General features: G+C 68.8%; 19 protein-coding genes and 1 rRNA gene. 14 read left to right on the top strand and 6 right to left on the bottom strand.

Features of this window, described 5'->3' with window-relative positions; translation table 11 throughout:
- Positions 1-27 precede the first annotated feature (27 nt).
- The 7 genes from aceA (at position 28) to AC01Y6_RS01575 (ending at position 8,416) form a co-directional block, all read left to right on the top strand.
- Positions 28-1,344, top strand: a complete 1,317-nt coding sequence (gene aceA, locus AC01Y6_RS01605; RefSeq protein ID WP_476669936.1) for an isocitrate lyase — start codon at positions 28-30, stop codon at positions 1,342-1,344.
- A 115-nt stretch (positions 1,345-1,459) separates the two neighbouring features.
- Positions 1,460-4,222: a hypothetical protein gene (locus AC01Y6_RS01600; RefSeq protein WP_476669934.1), complete on the top strand. Its 2,763-nt coding sequence runs from the start codon at positions 1,460-1,462 to the stop codon at positions 4,220-4,222.
- An 85-nt stretch (positions 4,223-4,307) separates the two neighbouring features.
- Positions 4,308-5,060: a Fe-S cluster assembly ATPase SufC gene (gene sufC, locus AC01Y6_RS01595; protein ID WP_347240409.1), complete on the top strand. Its 753-nt coding sequence runs from the start codon at positions 4,308-4,310 to the stop codon at positions 5,058-5,060.
- Complete coding sequence (sufB, locus tag AC01Y6_RS01590; protein WP_347240411.1) at positions 5,057-6,463, top strand: Fe-S cluster assembly protein SufB; 1,407 nt, start codon at positions 5,057-5,059, stop codon at positions 6,461-6,463. Before sufC ends, sufB begins: the two co-directional genes overlap by 4 nt.
- Before the next feature lie 59 nt (positions 6,464-6,522).
- Positions 6,523-7,818 carry a Fe-S cluster assembly protein SufD gene (gene sufD / locus AC01Y6_RS01585; protein ID WP_476669932.1) on the top strand — a complete coding sequence of 432 codons (1,296 nt, stop codon included), beginning with the start codon at positions 6,523-6,525 and terminating at the stop codon, positions 7,816-7,818.
- A gap of 28 nt (positions 7,819-7,846) precedes the next feature.
- A complete protein-coding gene (locus tag AC01Y6_RS01580) occupies positions 7,847-8,149 on the top strand; it encodes a Rieske (2Fe-2S) protein (RefSeq protein WP_428720419.1) in 303 nt (100 codons plus the stop codon).
- A gap of 132 nt (positions 8,150-8,281) precedes the next feature.
- A complete protein-coding gene (locus AC01Y6_RS01575) occupies positions 8,282-8,416 on the top strand; it encodes a DUF2283 domain-containing protein (RefSeq protein ID WP_347240415.1) in 135 nt (44 codons plus the stop codon).
- Positions 8,417-8,433: 17 nt separating this feature from the next.
- On the opposite strand, the gene AC01Y6_RS01570 is transcribed toward AC01Y6_RS01575, so the two are convergent.
- A complete protein-coding gene (locus tag AC01Y6_RS01570) occupies positions 8,434-9,060 on the bottom strand; it encodes a class I SAM-dependent methyltransferase (RefSeq protein WP_476669930.1) in 627 nt (208 codons plus the stop codon).
- A gap of 247 nt (positions 9,061-9,307) precedes the next feature.
- On the opposite strand from AC01Y6_RS01570, the gene AC01Y6_RS01565 reads away from it, so the two are divergent.
- Genes AC01Y6_RS01565 through AC01Y6_RS01540 form a run of 6 tightly spaced genes read left to right on the top strand, consistent with a single transcriptional unit; the run spans position 9,308 to position 12,455 of the window.
- Positions 9,308-9,463, top strand: a complete 156-nt coding sequence (locus AC01Y6_RS01565) for a hypothetical protein (RefSeq protein ID WP_347240418.1) — start codon at positions 9,308-9,310, stop codon at positions 9,461-9,463.
- A gap of 22 nt (positions 9,464-9,485) precedes the next feature.
- Complete coding sequence (locus AC01Y6_RS01560) at positions 9,486-9,875, top strand: DUF302 domain-containing protein (RefSeq protein ID WP_476669928.1); 390 nt, start codon at positions 9,486-9,488, stop codon at positions 9,873-9,875.
- 31 nt (positions 9,876-9,906) lie between these two features.
- Positions 9,907-11,121, top strand: a complete 1,215-nt coding sequence (locus AC01Y6_RS01555) for a cysteine desulfurase (protein ID WP_476669926.1) — start codon at positions 9,907-9,909, stop codon at positions 11,119-11,121.
- A 7-nt stretch (positions 11,122-11,128) separates the two neighbouring features.
- Positions 11,129-11,545 carry a Fe-S cluster assembly sulfur transfer protein SufU gene (sufU, locus tag AC01Y6_RS01550; protein WP_428716029.1) on the top strand — a complete coding sequence of 139 codons (417 nt, stop codon included), beginning with the start codon at positions 11,129-11,131 and terminating at the stop codon, positions 11,543-11,545.
- Positions 11,542-11,748 (top strand): hypothetical protein, encoded by a 207-nt coding sequence (locus AC01Y6_RS01545; RefSeq protein WP_476669925.1) that lies wholly within the window; start codon positions 11,542-11,544, stop codon positions 11,746-11,748. Before sufU ends, AC01Y6_RS01545 begins: the two co-directional genes overlap by 4 nt.
- Positions 11,745-12,455 carry an alpha/beta fold hydrolase gene (locus tag AC01Y6_RS01540; protein ID WP_476669924.1) on the top strand — a complete coding sequence of 237 codons (711 nt, stop codon included), beginning with the start codon at positions 11,745-11,747 and terminating at the stop codon, positions 12,453-12,455. Before AC01Y6_RS01545 ends, AC01Y6_RS01540 begins: the two co-directional genes overlap by 4 nt.
- 54 nt (positions 12,456-12,509) lie before the next feature.
- Here AC01Y6_RS01540 and AC01Y6_RS01535 read toward each other — a convergent pair whose 3' ends face one another.
- Genes AC01Y6_RS01535 through pyrF form a run of 4 tightly spaced genes read right to left on the bottom strand, consistent with a single transcriptional unit; the run spans position 12,510 to position 15,808 of the window.
- Positions 12,510-13,475, bottom strand: coding sequence for an NAD(P)H-dependent glycerol-3-phosphate dehydrogenase (locus AC01Y6_RS01535; protein ID WP_428722329.1), 966 nt, complete (start codon positions 13,473-13,475; stop codon positions 12,510-12,512).
- Positions 13,472-14,476, bottom strand: coding sequence for a hypothetical protein (locus AC01Y6_RS01530; protein ID WP_476669923.1), 1,005 nt, complete (start codon positions 14,474-14,476; stop codon positions 13,472-13,474). The genes AC01Y6_RS01535 and AC01Y6_RS01530 overlap by 4 nt, the downstream gene beginning before the upstream one ends.
- A 1-nt stretch (position 14,477) precedes the next feature.
- Positions 14,478-15,029 (bottom strand): orotate phosphoribosyltransferase, encoded by a 552-nt coding sequence (gene pyrE / locus AC01Y6_RS01525; protein WP_476669921.1) that lies wholly within the window; start codon positions 15,027-15,029, stop codon positions 14,478-14,480.
- Positions 15,030-15,034: 5 nt separating this feature from the next.
- Positions 15,035-15,808 carry an orotidine-5'-phosphate decarboxylase gene (pyrF, locus tag AC01Y6_RS01520; protein ID WP_476669919.1) on the bottom strand — a complete coding sequence of 258 codons (774 nt, stop codon included), beginning with the start codon at positions 15,806-15,808 and terminating at the stop codon, positions 15,035-15,037.
- A 71-nt stretch (positions 15,809-15,879) separates the two neighbouring features.
- On the opposite strand from pyrF, the gene AC01Y6_RS01515 reads away from it, so the two are divergent.
- The gene (locus AC01Y6_RS01515) at positions 15,880-16,224 is read left to right on the top strand and encodes a hypothetical protein (RefSeq protein WP_476669918.1); all 345 of its coding nucleotides are present in this window, start codon (positions 15,880-15,882) and stop codon (positions 16,222-16,224) included.
- Between the two features lie 114 nt (positions 16,225-16,338).
- On the opposite strand, the gene AC01Y6_RS01510 is transcribed toward AC01Y6_RS01515, so the two are convergent.
- Positions 16,339-16,769 (bottom strand): 16S ribosomal RNA (locus tag AC01Y6_RS01510); the annotation flags it as partial.

Raw genomic sequence — 16,769 nt, 5'->3', positions numbered from 1 at the left:
CTCCAGACTGAGGGTCGGAGGTGGTCCATGGAACCCTTAAGCATGCTCAGCCCGGAGATGCGGCAGGAGGCCGAAGCCCTTCGCCAGGAGTGGGAGCAAAACCCCCGCTGGAAGGGCGTCCGGCGGGACTACCGGCCCGAGGACGTGGTGCGGCTCCGCCCGAGCGTGATGGTGGAGCACACCCTGGCCAAGCGAGGGGCGGAAAAGCTCTGGCGGCTCCTCCACGAGAGGCCCTACATCCACACCTTCGGGGCCTACACCGGGGCCATGGCGGTGCAGATGGTGCGGGCCGGCCTCGAGGCCATCTACCTCTCCGGCTGGCAGGTGGCCGCCGACGCCAACCTGGCCTGGCAGACCTACCCCGACCAGTCCCTCTACCCTTATAACTCCGTGCCCCAGATCGTGAAGCGCATCAACAACGCCCTCATGCGGGCCGACCAGGTTGAGCGCGCCGAGGGCAAGGTGAGCCGGGACTGGTACGTGCCCATCGTGGCCGACGCCGAGGCGGGCTTCGGGGGGGCCTTGAACGTCTTTGAGCTCACCAAGGCCATGATCGAGGCGGGGGCCGCCGGGATCCACTACGAGGACCAGCTGGCCAGCGAGAAGAAGTGCGGCCACCTGGGGGGCAAGGTCCTGGTGCCCATATCCCAGCACATCCGCACCCTGCAGGCGGCGAGACTCGCGGCGGACGTGATGGGCGTGCCCACGGTGATCATCGCCCGCACCGACGCCGAGGCCGCCACCCTCATCACCAGCGACATTGACGAGCGCGACCGGCCCTTCATCGTCCCCGGGGAGCGCACCCCCGAGGGCTTCTACCGCTTCAAGAGCGGGATTGAGGCCGGCATCGCCCGGGCCCTGGCCTACGCCCCCTACGCCGACATCCTCTGGATGGAGACCTCCAAGCCCGATCTGGAGGAGGCCCGGAGGTTCGCCGAGGCGGTGAAGAAGGAGTTCCCCGACAAGCTCCTCGCCTACAACCTCTCCCCCTCCTTCAACTGGAAGAAGTTCCTGGACGACGAGACCATCGCCAAGTTCAACCGGGAGCTGGGGGAGATGGGGTACAAGTTCCAGTTCATCACCCTGGCGGGCTGGCACACCCTCAACTACTACACCTGGGAGCTGGCCAAGGGGTACAAGGCCCGGGGCATGCCCGCCTTCGTGGAGCTCCAGCAGAAGGAGTTCCTGGCCCAGGCCCAGGGCTTCACCGCCGTCAAGCACCAGCGGGAGGTGGGGGCGGGCTACTTCGACGAGGTGGTCCTGGCCCTGACCCAGGGGGAGGCCTCCACCCTGGCCCTCAAGGGCTCCACCGAGGAGGCCCAGTTCACCGAGGCCGTCCACTAAAGACCTTTCTCCCGGGCCGCCCCCCGAAGGGGCGGCCCTTGCCCTTGCGAAGAAGTACCCCATCCTTGAAGCCTTGTTGCCAATCGGCACACCGCTCGGCTAAAGTGTAGATACCATGCGCGAAGCTTCTACACCCTGGCTTCGCTACCTGGAAGCCCTCCGTCCCCACCTCCAAGGCCAGGACCACCGGGGGAAAAGGGGGTCCTTGCGCTGGCTCGAGGCCCTCATGGCCGAACGGGGAGGCCGGGCGGGGACGGTACGCAACATCCTCTACAAGGACCTGGGAAGCCCCGAGGAGAAGGAGCGGCTTTACGGGCTCATCGCCGACCTGTACCGGGAAGCGGGCCTGGAGCCCCCGCCCCCGCCGGCGGAGCTCTTCCTGGAAAGCGCCCGCAAGGTGCTGGGCCGGGACAAGCGCCGCATTTTCCGCCGCTTCCTCAAGGAGCTGGAAACGGGGGGAAGGCCCCAGATGGTGGTGGTGGGGGGGCCGGCCACGGGCAAGGGGGTGCTCCTCTCCGCCCTGGCCCGGGCCCTTTCCGCCCTCCCCCACCAGGAGCCCCACCTCCTCAACCTGGGAGGGGAGGTGGCCCAGGCCCTGGTGCCCCTGGCGGAGGCCCTGGGGGTGGGGGAGGAGGTGCGGGGGCTTCTGGCCCAGCTCTCCCCCACCCAGCCCTACGCCCTTCAGGGCGCCCTGCAACAGGAAGTCCTCACCCTCCTGGCCCAGGCGCTGAACGGGGAAGGCCGGCCCCTCCTTCTCCGGGCCGAGGCGGAGGGCACCCTGGAGGGCCTGCCCCTTAGGGGCCCAGAGGGGAGCCAGAAGGGGCTTGCCGCCTGGCTGGAGCCCTTCCTCCGGAGGCTCAAGGTGCCCTACCTGGCCGCCCTCTCGGAGGCCCCGCCTACCCTTCCCTACCAGCCCCTCTCCCCGCCCAGCCGGGAGGAGGCCCGGCGCTTCGTGCGGGAGAGGCTTCCCCACCTTCCCCCGGAGCGCCTCGAGGCCCTGGTGAACCAGGCGGGGCGCAACTTCGGGGAGCTTTCCCGCCTGGTGCTCCTGGAGGCCGCCAAGCACGACCCCAGGACCCCCATCCACGACGACCCCGCCCTCAAGCCCCTCCTCCAGATCCTGGCCGCCTTCAGCCCCGAGGCGGACCCCGCCTTCCCCCTCGCCCTTCTGGAAAGGGCCTTGGGCAAACCCCTGGAAAGGCTCTCCCAGGCCGAACGGGCCCTTTTGGACTGGGTGGGGGAAGGCCTGGTGCGCCCCGCTCTGAGGAGCCTCCTCCCCGAGGAGGCCCCCAGGGAGCTCCACCGCCTGGCCCTGGAGCACTTTCCCCGGGAGAACACCTTCCGCAAGCTCTACCACGCCCGGAAGGCCGGAGAGCGGGGGGTCCTTCTGGATCTTCTCCAGGAAGACCCCGCCCGGCTCGCCCTCCTCCCCGGGCTTTGGGAGGAGGCCCAGGCCTGGCCGCGGGAGGACCTGGAGGCCTTGGCGGGGGTGGTGGTCCGCTACCGGGCGGTCCTCGGCCAGTACGCCCACCCCGAGGCGGAGGCCGCCCTTGGGGTGCTTTCGGAATCCCAAAACCCCTCCTTGCGCACCTGGGCCCGGATCAAGGCCGCCGAGGCCAAGGCGGACGCCGCCCTTTACAAGGAGGCGGAAGGCCTCCTCCCTCCCAAGGAGGACCTCCCCCTCCTGGACGAGACCGCCCAGGCGGAGGGCCTCCTGGTGATGGCGGCGGTGGAGCGGTGGAAGGGGGACTACGAGAGGGCCGCCCGTTTCGTGGCCGAGGCCGAGGCGCTCCCCGTGGCCCCCTTCCTCCGGGATCGGGTGCAGCTCTGGCGGGGCCTGGTGGCCAAGGACCTGGGGCGCTACGGCGAGGCCCTCACCGCCCTCGCCCAGGTGGGGCACGACGCCCTTCTCCTGGGCCGGGCCCGCTACCAGATGGGGGACCTCCTCATGCGGCTAGGCCGCCTCGAGGCCAAGGCCCGGATGGAGGAGGGCCTCAAGGCCCTGGAGGAGGCCGGGGCCCCCAAGGACGAGGTGGCCCGGGTGCGGGCCCGCTACGCCACCCTCCTCAGGCGCCTGGGCCTTTACGAGAAGGCGGAGGAGGCCATCCAAAAAGCCCTGAGGGAGGCGGAAGACCCCTTCACGAAGGCCCGGGTGCGAAGCGAGGCCGGCATCCTCGAGGCCGCCCGGGGCCGGCCCTTTGAGGCCCTCGCCTACCTGGTGCCCGCCGAGGCCTACTTCCGCACCACCCCCGAGCGCCCCAAGGAGGCCCGCTACCGCCACCTGCGCACCCTCTTCCGCCTGGGGGCGGCCTACCTCCTCCTGGAGGCGGGGCAGCCCTACCGCCCTCCCTTTCTGGGAGGCCTTTCCGCTCCCCAGGCCCAGCGCTTATTGGACAGCCTCCTGGGCGAGATCCCGGAGGAGCCCACCGACCGCTACACCGCCCTCAGGCTGGACACCGCAAGCCTCCTCGCCCTCCTCCTCCCCCCCGCCGAGGGCAAGGCCCTCCTCAAGCCCTTCCTGAATCTGGAAAACCCCTACCTAAGGGCCCAGGCCCGCCTGGGCTACGCCGAGGCCCTGGTCCGGGAGGGAAGCCTGGGGGAGGCCCTGGCCCAGATCGTAGCCCTTCCGGCCCCGGAGGACCCCGGGCTCCTGGCCCAGGCCCGGGCGGTGGAGGTCCTGGCCCTTTGGGGCCTGGGGGAACGGGAGGCGGCCTGGCAGAAGCTCCTCGAGGCGCGGCAAGGCCCTCTCCCCCAAGCCTTCCGCCTCCAGCTCGGCCGCGCCCTGGGCCGCTTCTGCCCGGAGCTCGGGGAAAGGCTCCCCCCCACCCCCCTGGCCCTGCCCGAGGCCCTGGGCTTCCACCTGGCAAATCCCGACTAAATCACTATACTTTGGGAGGGAAAGGCGGTATACTCTTACTGCGAACGGGTCGCAGTAAGGGTCCGGCCCGACCTCAGGAGGAAAGATGAACCAGCTAGAAATCCGCGACCTCTGGGCTTCCATTGACGGGGAGACGATCCTGAAAGGCGTGAACCTCGTGGTCCCCAAGGGGGAGGTCCACGCCCTCATGGGCCCCAACGGGGCCGGGAAGAGCACCCTGGGCAAGATCCTGGCCGGGGACCCCGAGTACCAGGTGGAGCGGGGGGAGGTCCTCCTGGACGGGGAGAACATCCTGGAGCTCTCCCCGGACGAAAGGGCCCGGAAGGGGCTTTTCCTCGCCTTCCAGTACCCCGTGGAGGTGCCTGGGGTGACCATCGCCAACTTCCTTCGCCTCGCCCTCCAGGCCAAGCTCGGCCGGGAGGTGGGGGTGGCGGAGTTCTGGACCAAGGTGAAAAAGGCCTTGGAGCTTCTGGACTGGGACGAGAGCTACCTCTCCCGCTACCTCAACGAGGGCTTCTCCGGCGGGGAGAAGAAGCGGAACGAGATCCTGCAGCTTTTGGTCCTCGAGCCCAGCTACGCCGTCTTGGACGAGACCGACTCGGGCCTGGACATTGACGCCCTCAAGGTGGTGGCCCGTGGCGTGAACGCCATGCGGGGACCCAACTTCGGCGCCCTGGTCATCACCCACTACCAGCGCATCCTCAACTACATCCAGCCCGACAGGGTCCACGTGCTGATGGACGGCCGGGTGGTGGCCACGGGAGGCCCCGAGCTCGCCCTGGAGCTGGAGGCCAAGGGGTACGAGTGGCTTAAGGAGAGGGTAAAGGAGGGCGCATGAACGAAACCGACCTGAAGACCCTAGGGGAGGAGTACAAGTACCACTTCATAGACGAGGTCAAGCCCGTTTTCGTGGCCGAGCGGGGCCTCACCCGGAGGGTCATTGAGGCCATCAGCTACCACAAGGGGGAGCCCGAGTGGATGCTCAAGTTCCGCCTGCGGGCCTTTGAGATCTTCCAGAAGAAGCCCATGCCCACCTGGGGCCCCGACCTCTCGGGCCTGGACCTGGACGACCTCGTCTACTACGTGAAGCCCGCCGAGGTGCGGGACGCCAAGAGCTGGGAGGAGATCCCCGAGGAGATCCGGAAGACCTACGAGCGCCTGGGCATCCCCGAGGCGGAGCGCAAGGTGCTCGCCGGGGTGGGGGCCCAGTACGACTCGGAGATGGTCTACCACCGGGTCAAGGAGGAGCTTGAGCGCCAGGGGGTCATCTTCGTGGCCATTGAGGAGGGGATGAAGAAGTACGAGGACCTCTTCAAGGAGCACTTCGCCAAGGTCGTCCCCCCCGAGGACAACAAGTTCGCCGCCCTGAACTCCGCCGCCTGGTCCGGGGGCTCCTTCGTCTACATCCCCCCCGGGGTCAAGGTGGAGCTCCCCCTGCAGGCCTACTTCCGGGTGAACACCCCCGAGTTCGGCCAGTTTGAGCGCACCCTCATCATCGTGGACGAGGGGGCGGAGGTGCACTACATCGAGGGGTGCACCGCCCCCATGTACTCCACGGAAAGCCTCCACACCGGGGTCATTGAGATCGTGGTGAAGCGGGGGGCCCGGAGCCGCTACACCACCATCCAGAACTGGTCCACCAACATGTACAACCTGGTGACCCAGCGGGCCCTGGTCTACGGGGAGGCCTTCCACGAGTGGGTGGACGGCAACCTGGGCTCCAAGGTCACCATGAAGTACCCCTCCAGCTACCTCCTGGAGCCGGGGGCGAGGAGCGAGATCCTGTCCATCGCCTTCGCCAAGACGGGCCAGCACCAGGACACGGGCGGCAAGCTCATCCTGGCCGCCCCCCACACCTCGGGGACCATCGTTTCCAAGAGCATCTCCAAGGGGGAGGGCCGGGCGAGCTACCGCGGCCTGGTGAAGGTGATGGAGGGGGCCCGGCACGCCAAGGTCAACGTGGAGTGCGACGCCCTCCTCATTGACCCCGAAAGCCGCACCGACACCTACCCCTACATTGAGATCGAGGAGGAGACCGCCCACGTGGGCCACGAGGCCACGGTCTCCAAGATCAACGACGAGCAGATCTTCTACCTCCAGTCCCGTGGCCTAAAGGAGGACGAGGCCGCGGCCCTCATCGTGCGCGGCTTCATTGAGCCCATCGCCAAGGAGCTTCCCTTGGAGTACGCCGTGGAGCTCAACCGCCTCATTGAGCTGGAGATGGAGGGCTCCGTAGGCTAAGAGGCCTGGCAGAGGGGGCGAGGCTTTGGGCCTCCCCCCTCCCCGCGCAAGGAGGCAGGATGCAGGTACTGGACAAGGCGCAAGTGGAGGCCCTCTCCCAGGCCCTGGGCGAGCCCGCCTGGGTGCGGGAGAGGAGGCTAAAGGCCCTCGAGGCCTTCGCCCGCCTCCCCTACCCCAGCAAGAAGGACGAGAACTGGCGGTACACCGACCTTTCCGAAGCCCCCCTGGAGCTACCGCCCGAGGCCCCCAAGGGGCTAAGGCTTTCCCGGGACGAGCTCCCCGAGCCCGTGAAGCGCCGCCTGGAGCGGACGGACGTCTCGGCCTTCCTGGTCTTCGTGGGGCCGGACCTCGCCTACGCCGAGGTGCCGGAGGAGCTTAGGAAGCAAGGCCTCGTCCTCACCTCCCTGGCCGAGGCCCTGAAGACCCACCCGGAAAAGGTGGAGGCCGCCCTCTTCCAGGCGGTCCACACCGAGGACAAGTTCGCCGCCAAGAACAGCGCCTTCTTCACCCACGGGGCCTTTCTTTACGTGCCCCAAGGGCTAGAGGTGGAAAAGCCCCTCGGGGTCTTCAAGGTGCTCCTGGAGGGCGAAAAGGCCTCGGCGGGCCGCACCCTCCTCTTCCTGGAGGACAACGCCAAGGCCGCCTACATTGAGGAGTACCTCTCCTTGGACCTCCCCCCCACCCTCCACCTCTCGGCCACGGAGATGGTCCTAAGGCCCGGGGCCCGCCTGCGCCACGCCCACGTCCAGACCTTCGGCGAGGGGGTGTGGCACTTCCACCGGCAAAGGGCCCTTTTGGAGCGGGATTCAGGCCTCAACGACCTGGTGGTGAACCTCGGCGGGGCCTACGCCCGGAGCGAGGTGGCCTCGGAGCTTTTGGGCCCGGGGGCGGAGAGCGAGATGCTCGGCCTTTACTTCGGCCACGGGCGCCAGCAGTTTGACCACTACACCCTGCAGCACCACATGGCCCACCACACCCGAAGCGACCTCCTCTACAAGGGGGCGGTGAAGGACGAGGCCCGGGCGGTCTTCTCCGGCCTCATCCGGCTGGAAAAGGGCGCCCAGAAGACGGACGCCTACCAGGCGAACCGGAACCTCCTCCTTTCCCCCACGGCCCGGGTGGACTCCATCCCCCAGCTGGAGATCGGGGCCAACGACGTGCGGTGCACCCACGGCTCCACCACCGCCCCCGTGGACGAGATGCAGCTTTTTTACCTCCAGTCCCGGGGCCTGCCCCGAAGCCTCGCCCAGGAGCTCCTGGTCAAGGCCCACCTGGCGGACGTCCTCACCCGCATCCCCTTGAAGGAGCTTAGGGCCCACATTGAGGCGGTGATTGAGGAGAAGGTGCGCATCTAAGCCCCTGACCAAGGTGGAGGCAGCGAGCATGTGGACTCCTGTGGCCAAGCTCGGCGAGTTCCGGGAAGGCCGCCTGGTGGTGAAGCGGCCCGAGCATAGGAAACCCATCCTCCTCCTCTACACGGGGGAGGAGGTCTTCGCCCTCGAGGACGTCTGCACCCACGACGACGGCCCCCTCCACGAGGGGGAGGTGGAGGACGGGGCCATCGTCTGCCCCCGGCACGGGGCCCGGTTTGACCTGAGGACGGGGCGGCAGACCCTCCCGGCCCCCAAGCCCGTGAAGGTCTTCCCCGCCCGGCTGGAGGGGGAGACCGTTTTCCTAGACCTTTAGGCCCAGGCCACAACCCGCCCCGGGGGCTTCCCGGGGCGGCGTTCCTTGACAGGGGGTGGAGATAAGGGCTAGAGGCTGTCGTAAAAGCTCTCCACGGCCAGCTACGCGGCCCTGGCCAGCCGCTCGGAGGAAGTGGCCCCCGGGATCATCGTGGACTACGACGAGCAGGGCCGGATCTTGGGGGTGGAGGTGCTTTACCTCAGCCAGCGGGCCCCTGAAGCGGAGCTGCAAAGGCTTTTGTTTGAAACCGTGCCCTCGGACCGCTGAAGGGGAGCCCGGACCCCCTACCCCTTGAAAGCGAGCCCCGCCACGTGGGGGGCCACCACGGGAAGGGGGAGGGGAAAGGTCTCCGCCTCCACCCGGGAAAAGCGGGCTTGGATTTGGGCGAGGGTTTCCCGGTTCGGGTGACACCCGTCCCCGAGGAGGGAGAAAAGGGGCGTGGCCGCCTCCTGGAGGAAGCGCAAAGGGGTCCTCCTGGGGGCAGCCACGTGCTCCAGGAAGAGGTAGGCCCCGCCCGGCCGCAAGACCCGGTGGACCTCCTCCAGGGCCTTTTCGGGGTCCGCCACCGAGCAGAGGACCAGCGTGCCCACCACCAGGTCCACGCTTCCTTCCGGCAAAGGGATGGCCTCCGCCCGCCTGGGAAGGAGGGTGAGGGCGAGGCCCCGCTTCCTCGCCTCCTCCCGCAGGCGGGGATGGAAGAAAGGGTTGGGCTCGAGGGCCAGGTAGGCCAGCCCAGGAGGGAGGTAGGCCAGGTTGGTCCCGGGCCCCGGGCCGACCTCCAAGACCCTCTCGGGTCGCACCCGCCCGAGGGCCTCCTGGAACAGGGCCCGCTTCCTTTCCGCCATCTGCGCCTCGTGCCGGGCGGAAAGCCCAGGGTAAAGGCGCGCGAAGAGACGCTTCCGCCAAGGCATGCCTCCACCTTAGCCTAACCCCGTTAGGCTCCGGCAAAGCGCCCTTTACGCAAGCCTAAAAATACCGGGATAGGGTATAGGTGGAGGTAAGCCATGGGCATGATGGGTTGGGGCGGAATGGGCTTCGGCGGATTCTTCGGGCTTTTCAACATGCTCTTCTTCCTCGCCTTTTGGGCTTCCTGGTCTACCTACGCCAAAGGGGAGCTGGTCGGGGAGACCTTTAAAAAGCTCAAGAGGGAGCTGAAACATGAAACGGACCGGCTGGGTTTTAGGTCTGGCGGCCCTTGGGCTTTTGGGGCTCGCCCTCACCCAGGGCATGATGGGAGGCTACGGCCCCGGCTACGGGATGATGGGGATGGGTCCACACCTGGCACGGCCCCTTCCTGGGGGGCACGGGGAGTAGACAATAGGGGTAGGAGGTACCCATGACCGAGCTTCGGAAGACCCTCCAGGGCTCCCTTCCCGAGGCACGTCTCCGGGTGGAGGCCGCCCTCAAGGAGGAGGGCTTCGGGATCCTGGCCGAGATGGACGTGGCCGCCACCCTCAAGGCCAAGCTCGGCCTGGAAAGGCCCCCTTACCTGATCCTCGGGGCCTGCAACCCCCATCTGGCGGCCCGGGCCCTGGAGGCCTTTCCGGAGATCGGCCTCCTCCTCCCCTGCAACGTGGTGCTCCGGGAGGCCGAAGAGGGGGTGGAGGTCCTGGTGCAGGACCCCGGGGAGATGTTCCGGGTCCTCCCCGAGGCCGCCCAGGAAGCCCTCGCCCCCGTGGCCGAGGAGGCCCGCGCCAGGCTCTCCCGGGCCCTGGCCCGGCTCTGAAGCGGGCCGGCCCAGGGCGTACACTTAGACCATGGACCTAAGCGCCCTGAGGGAGGACTTCCCCCTCCTCGCCCAGCGCCCCGAGCTCGTCTACCTGGACTCCGCCGCCACGAGCCAGAAGCCGAGGCGGGTCATTGAGGCCCTGAAGCGCTACTACGAGACCTTGAACGCCAACGTCCACCGGGGGGCCTACCGGCTTTCCGCCGAGGCCACCGAGGCCTACGAGGAGGCGAGGAGGCGCCTCGCCCGCTTCCTCAACGCCGAGCCCAAGGAGATCGTCTTCGTGCGCAACACCACCGAGGCCATGAACCTGGTGGCCTACGCCTGGGGCCTGAGGAACCTCAAGGAAGGGGACGAGGTCCTGGTCACGGAGATGGAGCACCACGCGGGCCTCGTCCCCTGGCACCTGGTAGCAGGCCTCACCGGGGCCAAGGTGAAGGCCATCCCCTTGACCGAGGAGGGCAGGCTGGACCTAAGCGCCCTGGAGGGCCTCCTCACGGAGAGGACCAAGGTGGTCTCCCTGGTGCACATGTCCAACGTCCTCGGCACGGTCAACCCCGTGGCCGAGATCGCCAAAAGGGCCAAGGAGGCGGGGGCGCTAGTGGTGGTGGACGGGGCCCAGTCCGCCCCCCACCTCCCCGTGGACGTGAAGGCCCTGGGCGCCGACTTCTTCGCCCTTTCCGGCCACAAGATGCTGGGGCCCACGGGGGCCGGGGTCCTTTGGGGGCGGTACGAGGTCTTAGAGGGGATGGGGCCCTTTTTGGGGGGCGGGGAGATGATCCGCGAGGTCCACGTGGACCGCTCCACCTACGCCCCCCCGCCCCAGCGCTTTGAGGCGGGCACCCCGCCCATCGCCGAGGCCATCGCCCTGGGGGAGGCGGCCTGCTACCTCATGGAGGTGGGGATGGAACGGGTCTTCGCCCACGACCGGGCCCTTTTGGAGTACGCCCTAAGGCGCCTGGAGGAGGTTCCGAACCTCCGGGTCTACGGGCCTAAGGGACCGGACCGGGGCGGGGTCATCCCCTTCACCCTGGGCCGCCTCCACGCCCACGACCTCGCCACCTTCCTGGACCAGGAGGGGATCGCCGTGCGGGCCGGGCACCACTGCGCCCAGCCCCTGCACCGGAGGCTCGGCCTCGCGGCCACCGCCCGGGCGAGCTTCTACCTCTACAACACCAGGGAGGAGGTGGACCGCCTCGTGGAGGCCCTCCTAAGGATAGAGGCCAAGTACCGGGCCTGGCTATAATGGTCCAATGAGCGTCCTTGACGAGCTCTACCGGGAGATCCTCCTGAACCACTACCAGACCCCGAGGAACTTCGGGGTCCTGCCCCAGGCCTCGAGGCAGGCTGGGGGGATGAACCCCTCCTGCGGGGACCAGGTGGAGGTGATGGTCCTCCTGGAGGGGGACACCATCGCCGACATCCGCTTCCAGGGCCAGGGGTGCGCCATCAGCACGGCGAGCGCCTCCCTCATGACCGAGGCGGTGAAGGGGAAGAAGGTGGCAGAGGCCCTGGAGCTTTCCCGCAAGTTCCAGGCCATGGTGGTGGAAGGCGCCCCCCCGGACCCCGCCCTGGGGGACCTCCTCGCCCTCCAGGGGGTGGCCAAGCTCCCCGCCCGGGTGAAGTGCGCCACCCTGGCCTGGCACGCCCTGGAGGAGGCCCTAAGGTGAGGCGCTACCCGGCCCACAAGGTGACGCCCCTCCTGGTAGCCCACCCCGACCTCATGGAGGCCTGGAAGGAGGCGGCCAAGGAGGGGAAGCTCCGGGCCAAGACCTTGGGGCGGGAGAACGTGGTCCTGGTGGAGGACCCCGCCCTCATCGCCCGCCTCGAGGCCCTGGGCCTCAAGGGAGAACCCGTGGTGGAGGAAGCATGAGGGGCGTGGTCTTCCTGCACGCCTTCCCCTACAGCCCCAGGATGTGGGAGAAGGAGGTGGCCCTCCTCAAGACCCGCCTCCCCGTCCTCGCCCCCCACTACCTGGGCCTTTCCCTGGGGGAGGCCGCCGAGAAGGTGCTTCAGGAGATGGAGGAAGCGGGGCTGGAGCGGGCGGTCTTCGTGGGGCTTTCCATGGGGGGCTACCTCATCTTTGAGCTCTTCCGCAAGGCCCCGGAGCGCTTCCTGGGAGCGGTGCTTTCCAGCACCCGCGCGGGGCCCGACAGCGAGGAGGCCAAGAGGAACCGCTACGCCCTCAAGGAGCGGGTCCTTAAGGAAGGGGTGGGCTTCCTGCCCGAGGCCCTCCTCCCAAGCCACCTGGGGAAGACCACCCAGGCCACCAAGCCCGAGGTGGTGGAGAAGGCCAAGGCGATCCTCCTGGAGGCAAGCCCCGAGGCCGTGGCGGAAAGCCTCGTGGCCCTGGCCGAAAGGCCCGACTCCACCCCCCTTCTCCCCAGGATGGAGGTGCCCGCCCTGGTCCTGGTGGGGGAGGAGGACACCCTCACCCCCCCGGAGGAGGCGAGGCGCATGTGGAAGGCCCTCCCCGACGCCCGCATGCTCATCCTGCCCGAGACCGGCCACCTCGCCAACCTGGAAAACCCCAAGGCCTTCCGCACCGCCCTTCTGGGCTTCCTCGCCGAGTTCTTTTAAAGCCGGAGGGCGTCCTCGAGGGAGAGGCGAAGGTCCAGGCAGGGCACGTACACTTCACTCCTCCTTGGGCTCCCGGGCCATGAGGGCCTTGAGGGCCGCCAGGGGGTCCAGGCCCCCGTAGGCCACCTGGTAGACGGCCTCGGCGATGGGAAGCTCCACCCCCGCTTCCTTTCCCCAGGCCACCATGGCCTGCACCGCGTAGAGCCCCTCCACCACCCCCCGGTCCTCGAGGCGCTCCCGGGCCTCCCCTCGCACCAGCCTCTCCCCGGCCCCGCGGTTGCGGGAGTGAAGGCTGTAGGCGGTGGCCAGGAGGTCCCCAAGGCCCGCAAGCCCGTAGAAGGTGGCCTCCTCTCCCCCAAGCGCGGTGCCGAAGCGGACCATCTCCCTAAGGCCCCGGGTGAGGAGGGCGGCCTTGGCGTTGTCCCCAAGCCTGAGGCCATCCACCATGCCCGCCGCCAGGGCCAGGACGTTCTTCACCGCCCCCCCGAGCTCCACCCCCCGCCGGTCCCGGCTGGTGTAAACCCGGAAGGTGGGCCCGGAGAAGAGGGCCTGGACCCGCCGGGCGAGGTCTTCCGGCCCCGCGGCCACGCTGGCCGTGGGGAGGAAGCGGGCCACCTCCTCGGCGTGGTTGGGCCCGGAAAGGGCCACGGCGGGCCTACCGGTCAGGGCCTCCACCACCTCCGCGGGCGTCTGGACCCCCTCCTCGTAGTAGAGGCCCTTGGTGGCGGAAACGTACCAGGGGGCCAGGGGAAGGCCCGCCAAGGTCTCCCGAAGGGCCCTGGAGGGCACCGCCACCACCGCGAGCTCCACCCCCTCCAAGGCCTCCTCGGGATTAGAGGTGGGGTAGAGGTAGGCCGGGAGGGCCACCCCGGGCAGGTGGTCCTTGTTCTCCCGGTGGGCCCTCATGGCCTCGGCCTGCTCCTTGCGCCTCGCCCACAGGGCCGTGGGCACCCCCTTGCTGGCGAGGAGCACGGCCAGGGCCGTCCCCCAGGCCCCCGCGCCCAGCACCGCCACCCTCATAGGAGGAAGACCACCTCCCAGGCCTCGTACCAGGCGGCGGCGAGGAGGAAGAGGGCCCCCAGATAGAAGGCCAAGAGGAGCCCCCTAAGCCCCTCCCGGTACCCCTTTCCCCCGGCCACCCGGGCAAGAAGGACGAGCCCGCCGAAGGTGACGAGGATGTAGGCCTGAAGCTCCAGGAGGAGGGTGGGCAGGTGGAAGAGGAAGGCGCTTCCCAGAAGGGCCGGGGAGAGGGCGAAGCCAAAGGCGAGGTAGCGAAGGGCGTTCAGGAGGAGGACGGGAAGCCCGAGGAGAAGGGCGGGGAAAAGCCCGGTGAGGAAAAGCCCCTGGCTGAAGTTCCAGTAGAAGATGACCCCGGCGAGGACCAGAACGCCTCTGTCCACCGCTTCCTTAAGGCCCAAGGCCTCTAAAGCCCCCCCAAAGAGGACCTGCACCGCCCGGGCAAGCTCGGGCACGGCGTAGGCGAGGAGGACGCCCAGGGCGAAGAGGCCGTAGAGGAGGAGGTTGGTGAGGAGGTAAAGGCCCCTCTGGGCCCGGACCAGGGAGAGGGCCTCCAAAAGCCACGCCCGGAAGGGAGAAGGCCTGAGGAGAAGCAGGGTCCAGAAGAGGGAGAAGAGGAGAAACCCCAAGCCCGCCCCAGGGGTGAGGAGGTAGGGGGGCACCCCGAGCCCCTGCGGGCGGAAGTAGACCCGCGCTACCCTCTCTCCCTCCAGGACCACCACCACCTCCCCCACCTCCTCCCCCAGGGCGGCGGGGAAGGAGACCCGGCTTTCCTCCACCCGGGGGCTTTCCAGGTTTACGGCGAGCCCCTCAGGGGGCGGGGGAAAGAGGGCGAAGCGCTCAAGGAGCCTCGAGGCCTCCTCGGGAGGGGCCTTGAGGAGGTCCTCAAGCTTTGGGGAAAGCTCCCCCCGAAGCCAGCGGGAAACGGCTTCTCTGGCCGCCTCCTCGGGGGCCGCCAGGGCCAAGGGGAGGAAACCGAGGAGAAGGGCGGCGAGGAGGCGCACCTTAGACCTCCTCCAAAGGAATACCCTCCCGGCAGAGGGGGCAGGCCTCCTTCGGGTACTGGGGGACCTCGAGGGCGAGAAGGGCCCGGAAAGGCGCTCCGAAAGCCACCCCTCCCCCGCTCCGGTCCACCAAGGCCCCGACCCCCACCAAAACCCCACCCCGCGCCTCCGCCGCCTGGATCGCCTTGCGGACGCTCTCCCCGGTGGTCACCACGTCCTCCACCGCCAGGAAGCGGTCCCCCGGGTTCACGGTGAGCCCCCTGCGGATCAGCATCCCCCCCTTCCCGTCCTTCTCGGCGAAGAGGGCCCGGGCCCCGAGGGCTTTCGCCACCACGAAGGAGAGGACCACCCCCCCGATGGCCGGGGCGATGACGAAGTCCACCTTCTCGTCCTCAAAAAGCTTTCCCAAAGCCTCCCCCACGGCCTCGGCGTAAAGGGGGTGCTGGAGGAGGGCCGCGGACTGGAAGAAGACGGGAGAGTGGAAGCCCGACCTCAGGAGGAAGTGGCCCTCTAGAAGGGCCCCCGTCCTCCGGTAAAGCTCCAGGACGTCCATCCCCCCTACTCTACCAGAGCCTTTAGGAGGGCCTCCGCCGCCTCCAGGGCGGCCTTTAGGTCCGGCTTCCCCTTCGGGTAGTAAAGGGCCCGGCTCGCCGCGAAAAGAAACCCCTCCCCCTTGAAGGGCCTCCCCCCCTGAGCCCCCACCCCGGGAAGGAGAAGGGGGGCGTGGGGCGCCGCTTCCCGCACCCTGGCCACGGCCTCCGGGTAGGTGGCCCCCACCACCATCCCCACCCGGCTCCACGCCCCTTCCCGGTAGGCCTCCCCCTCCCGGGCCAGGGCCTCGGCCAGGTGGAGGTAGAGGGGCCTTCCCTCCACGGGGAGGTCCTGGAGGAAGCCGGAGCCCGGGTTGGAGGTCTTCGCCAGGACGAAGACCCCGCCCCCCGTGCGGGAGGCGGCCTGGAAGAGGGGGAGGAGGGCGTCCAGGCCCAGGTACGGATTCAGGGTGAGGGCGCTTCCCGGGAAAGCCTCCAGATACGCCCGGGCGTAGGCCTCGGCGGTGGAGCCGATGTCCCCCCGCTTCCCGTCAAAGATCACCGGTAGCCCCATGACCCGGGAGGCGCTGGCGAGCTCCACGAGAAGCGCCATCCCCCCAGGGCCCAAGGCCTCAAAGAAGGCCAGCTGGAACTTCGCCGCGGCGAGGCGCGGGGCCAGGGCCTCAAGGAGCTCCAAGGTGTAGCGGCGGATATGGGCCAAGGGCTCCGGGCCGTGGAGCGTCGGCCTTGGGTCCACCCCCAGGACCAGAGGCGGGCGGGAGAGGGCCTCCAAAAAATCCACGCCCCCACTATAGGCCTTGACGGCCCAGGCCCCCAAGGGGTGGAGTCCTAGGCGTACCGCAAGGAGGAGAGATGAAAAAAGGGTTCCTGGCTTTGGGTCTTCTGTTCCTGGCCGCCTGTCAGCAACAAGCGGGGCTTGCCCCCCAGGGCTTTCAGGGCGGAACCTGCATCGCCGTCCTCGAGCCCGGCCTCCCCAGCCCCGCCCGGGTAGCGGAAAAGCTCGCCGCCCTGGAGCGGGACCACGGCCTCACCATCCCCGCCGAGGACCGCCTCGAGGCCCTGGGGGCGGTCATCCTCCGCAACCTCTCCCCCGCCAAGGCCGAGCGGCTGGCCAAGGACCCCCGGGCGTACGCCCTCAGCCCCTACCAGGAGGTCCGGGCCTACGGGGAAACCATCCCCCTGGTGCGCGGGTTCTAAAGCGCCCTAGGGCGCACCGTCAAAAGCAAAACCCCCCTAACGGGGGGTTTGTTTGGGTCGCCAGCTGGGACCGGGGGTTCCTGAAAGCGCGGGAAGAGGCCTTAAGCTCCTTAGAAAGGAGGTGATCCAGCCGCACCTTCCGGTACAGCTACCTTGTTACGACTTCGCCCCAGTCACGGGCCCTACCCTCGGCGCCTGCCCTAAGGCTCCCGGCGACTTCGGGTAAAACCCGCTCCCATGGCGTGACGGGCGGTGTGTACAAGGCCCGGGAACGTATTCACCGCGGCATGGCTGATCCGCGATTACTAGCGATTCCGGCTTCATGGGGTCGAGTTGCAGACCCCAATCCGAACTACGCCCACCTTTCCGCGATTCGCTCCCCGTCACCAGGTCGCATCGCTCTGTAGTGGGCATTGTAGCACGTGTGTCGCCCAGGCCGTAAGGGCCATGCTGACCAGACGTCGTCCCCGCCTTCCTCCCGCTTTCGCGGGCAGTCCCGTTAGAGTGCCCGGCCTGACCCGCTGGCAACTAACGGCAGGGGTTGC

It is taken from the genome of Thermus sp. (assembly GCF_056332225.1).
This window is presented reverse-complemented; position numbering and strand designations above follow the sequence as displayed.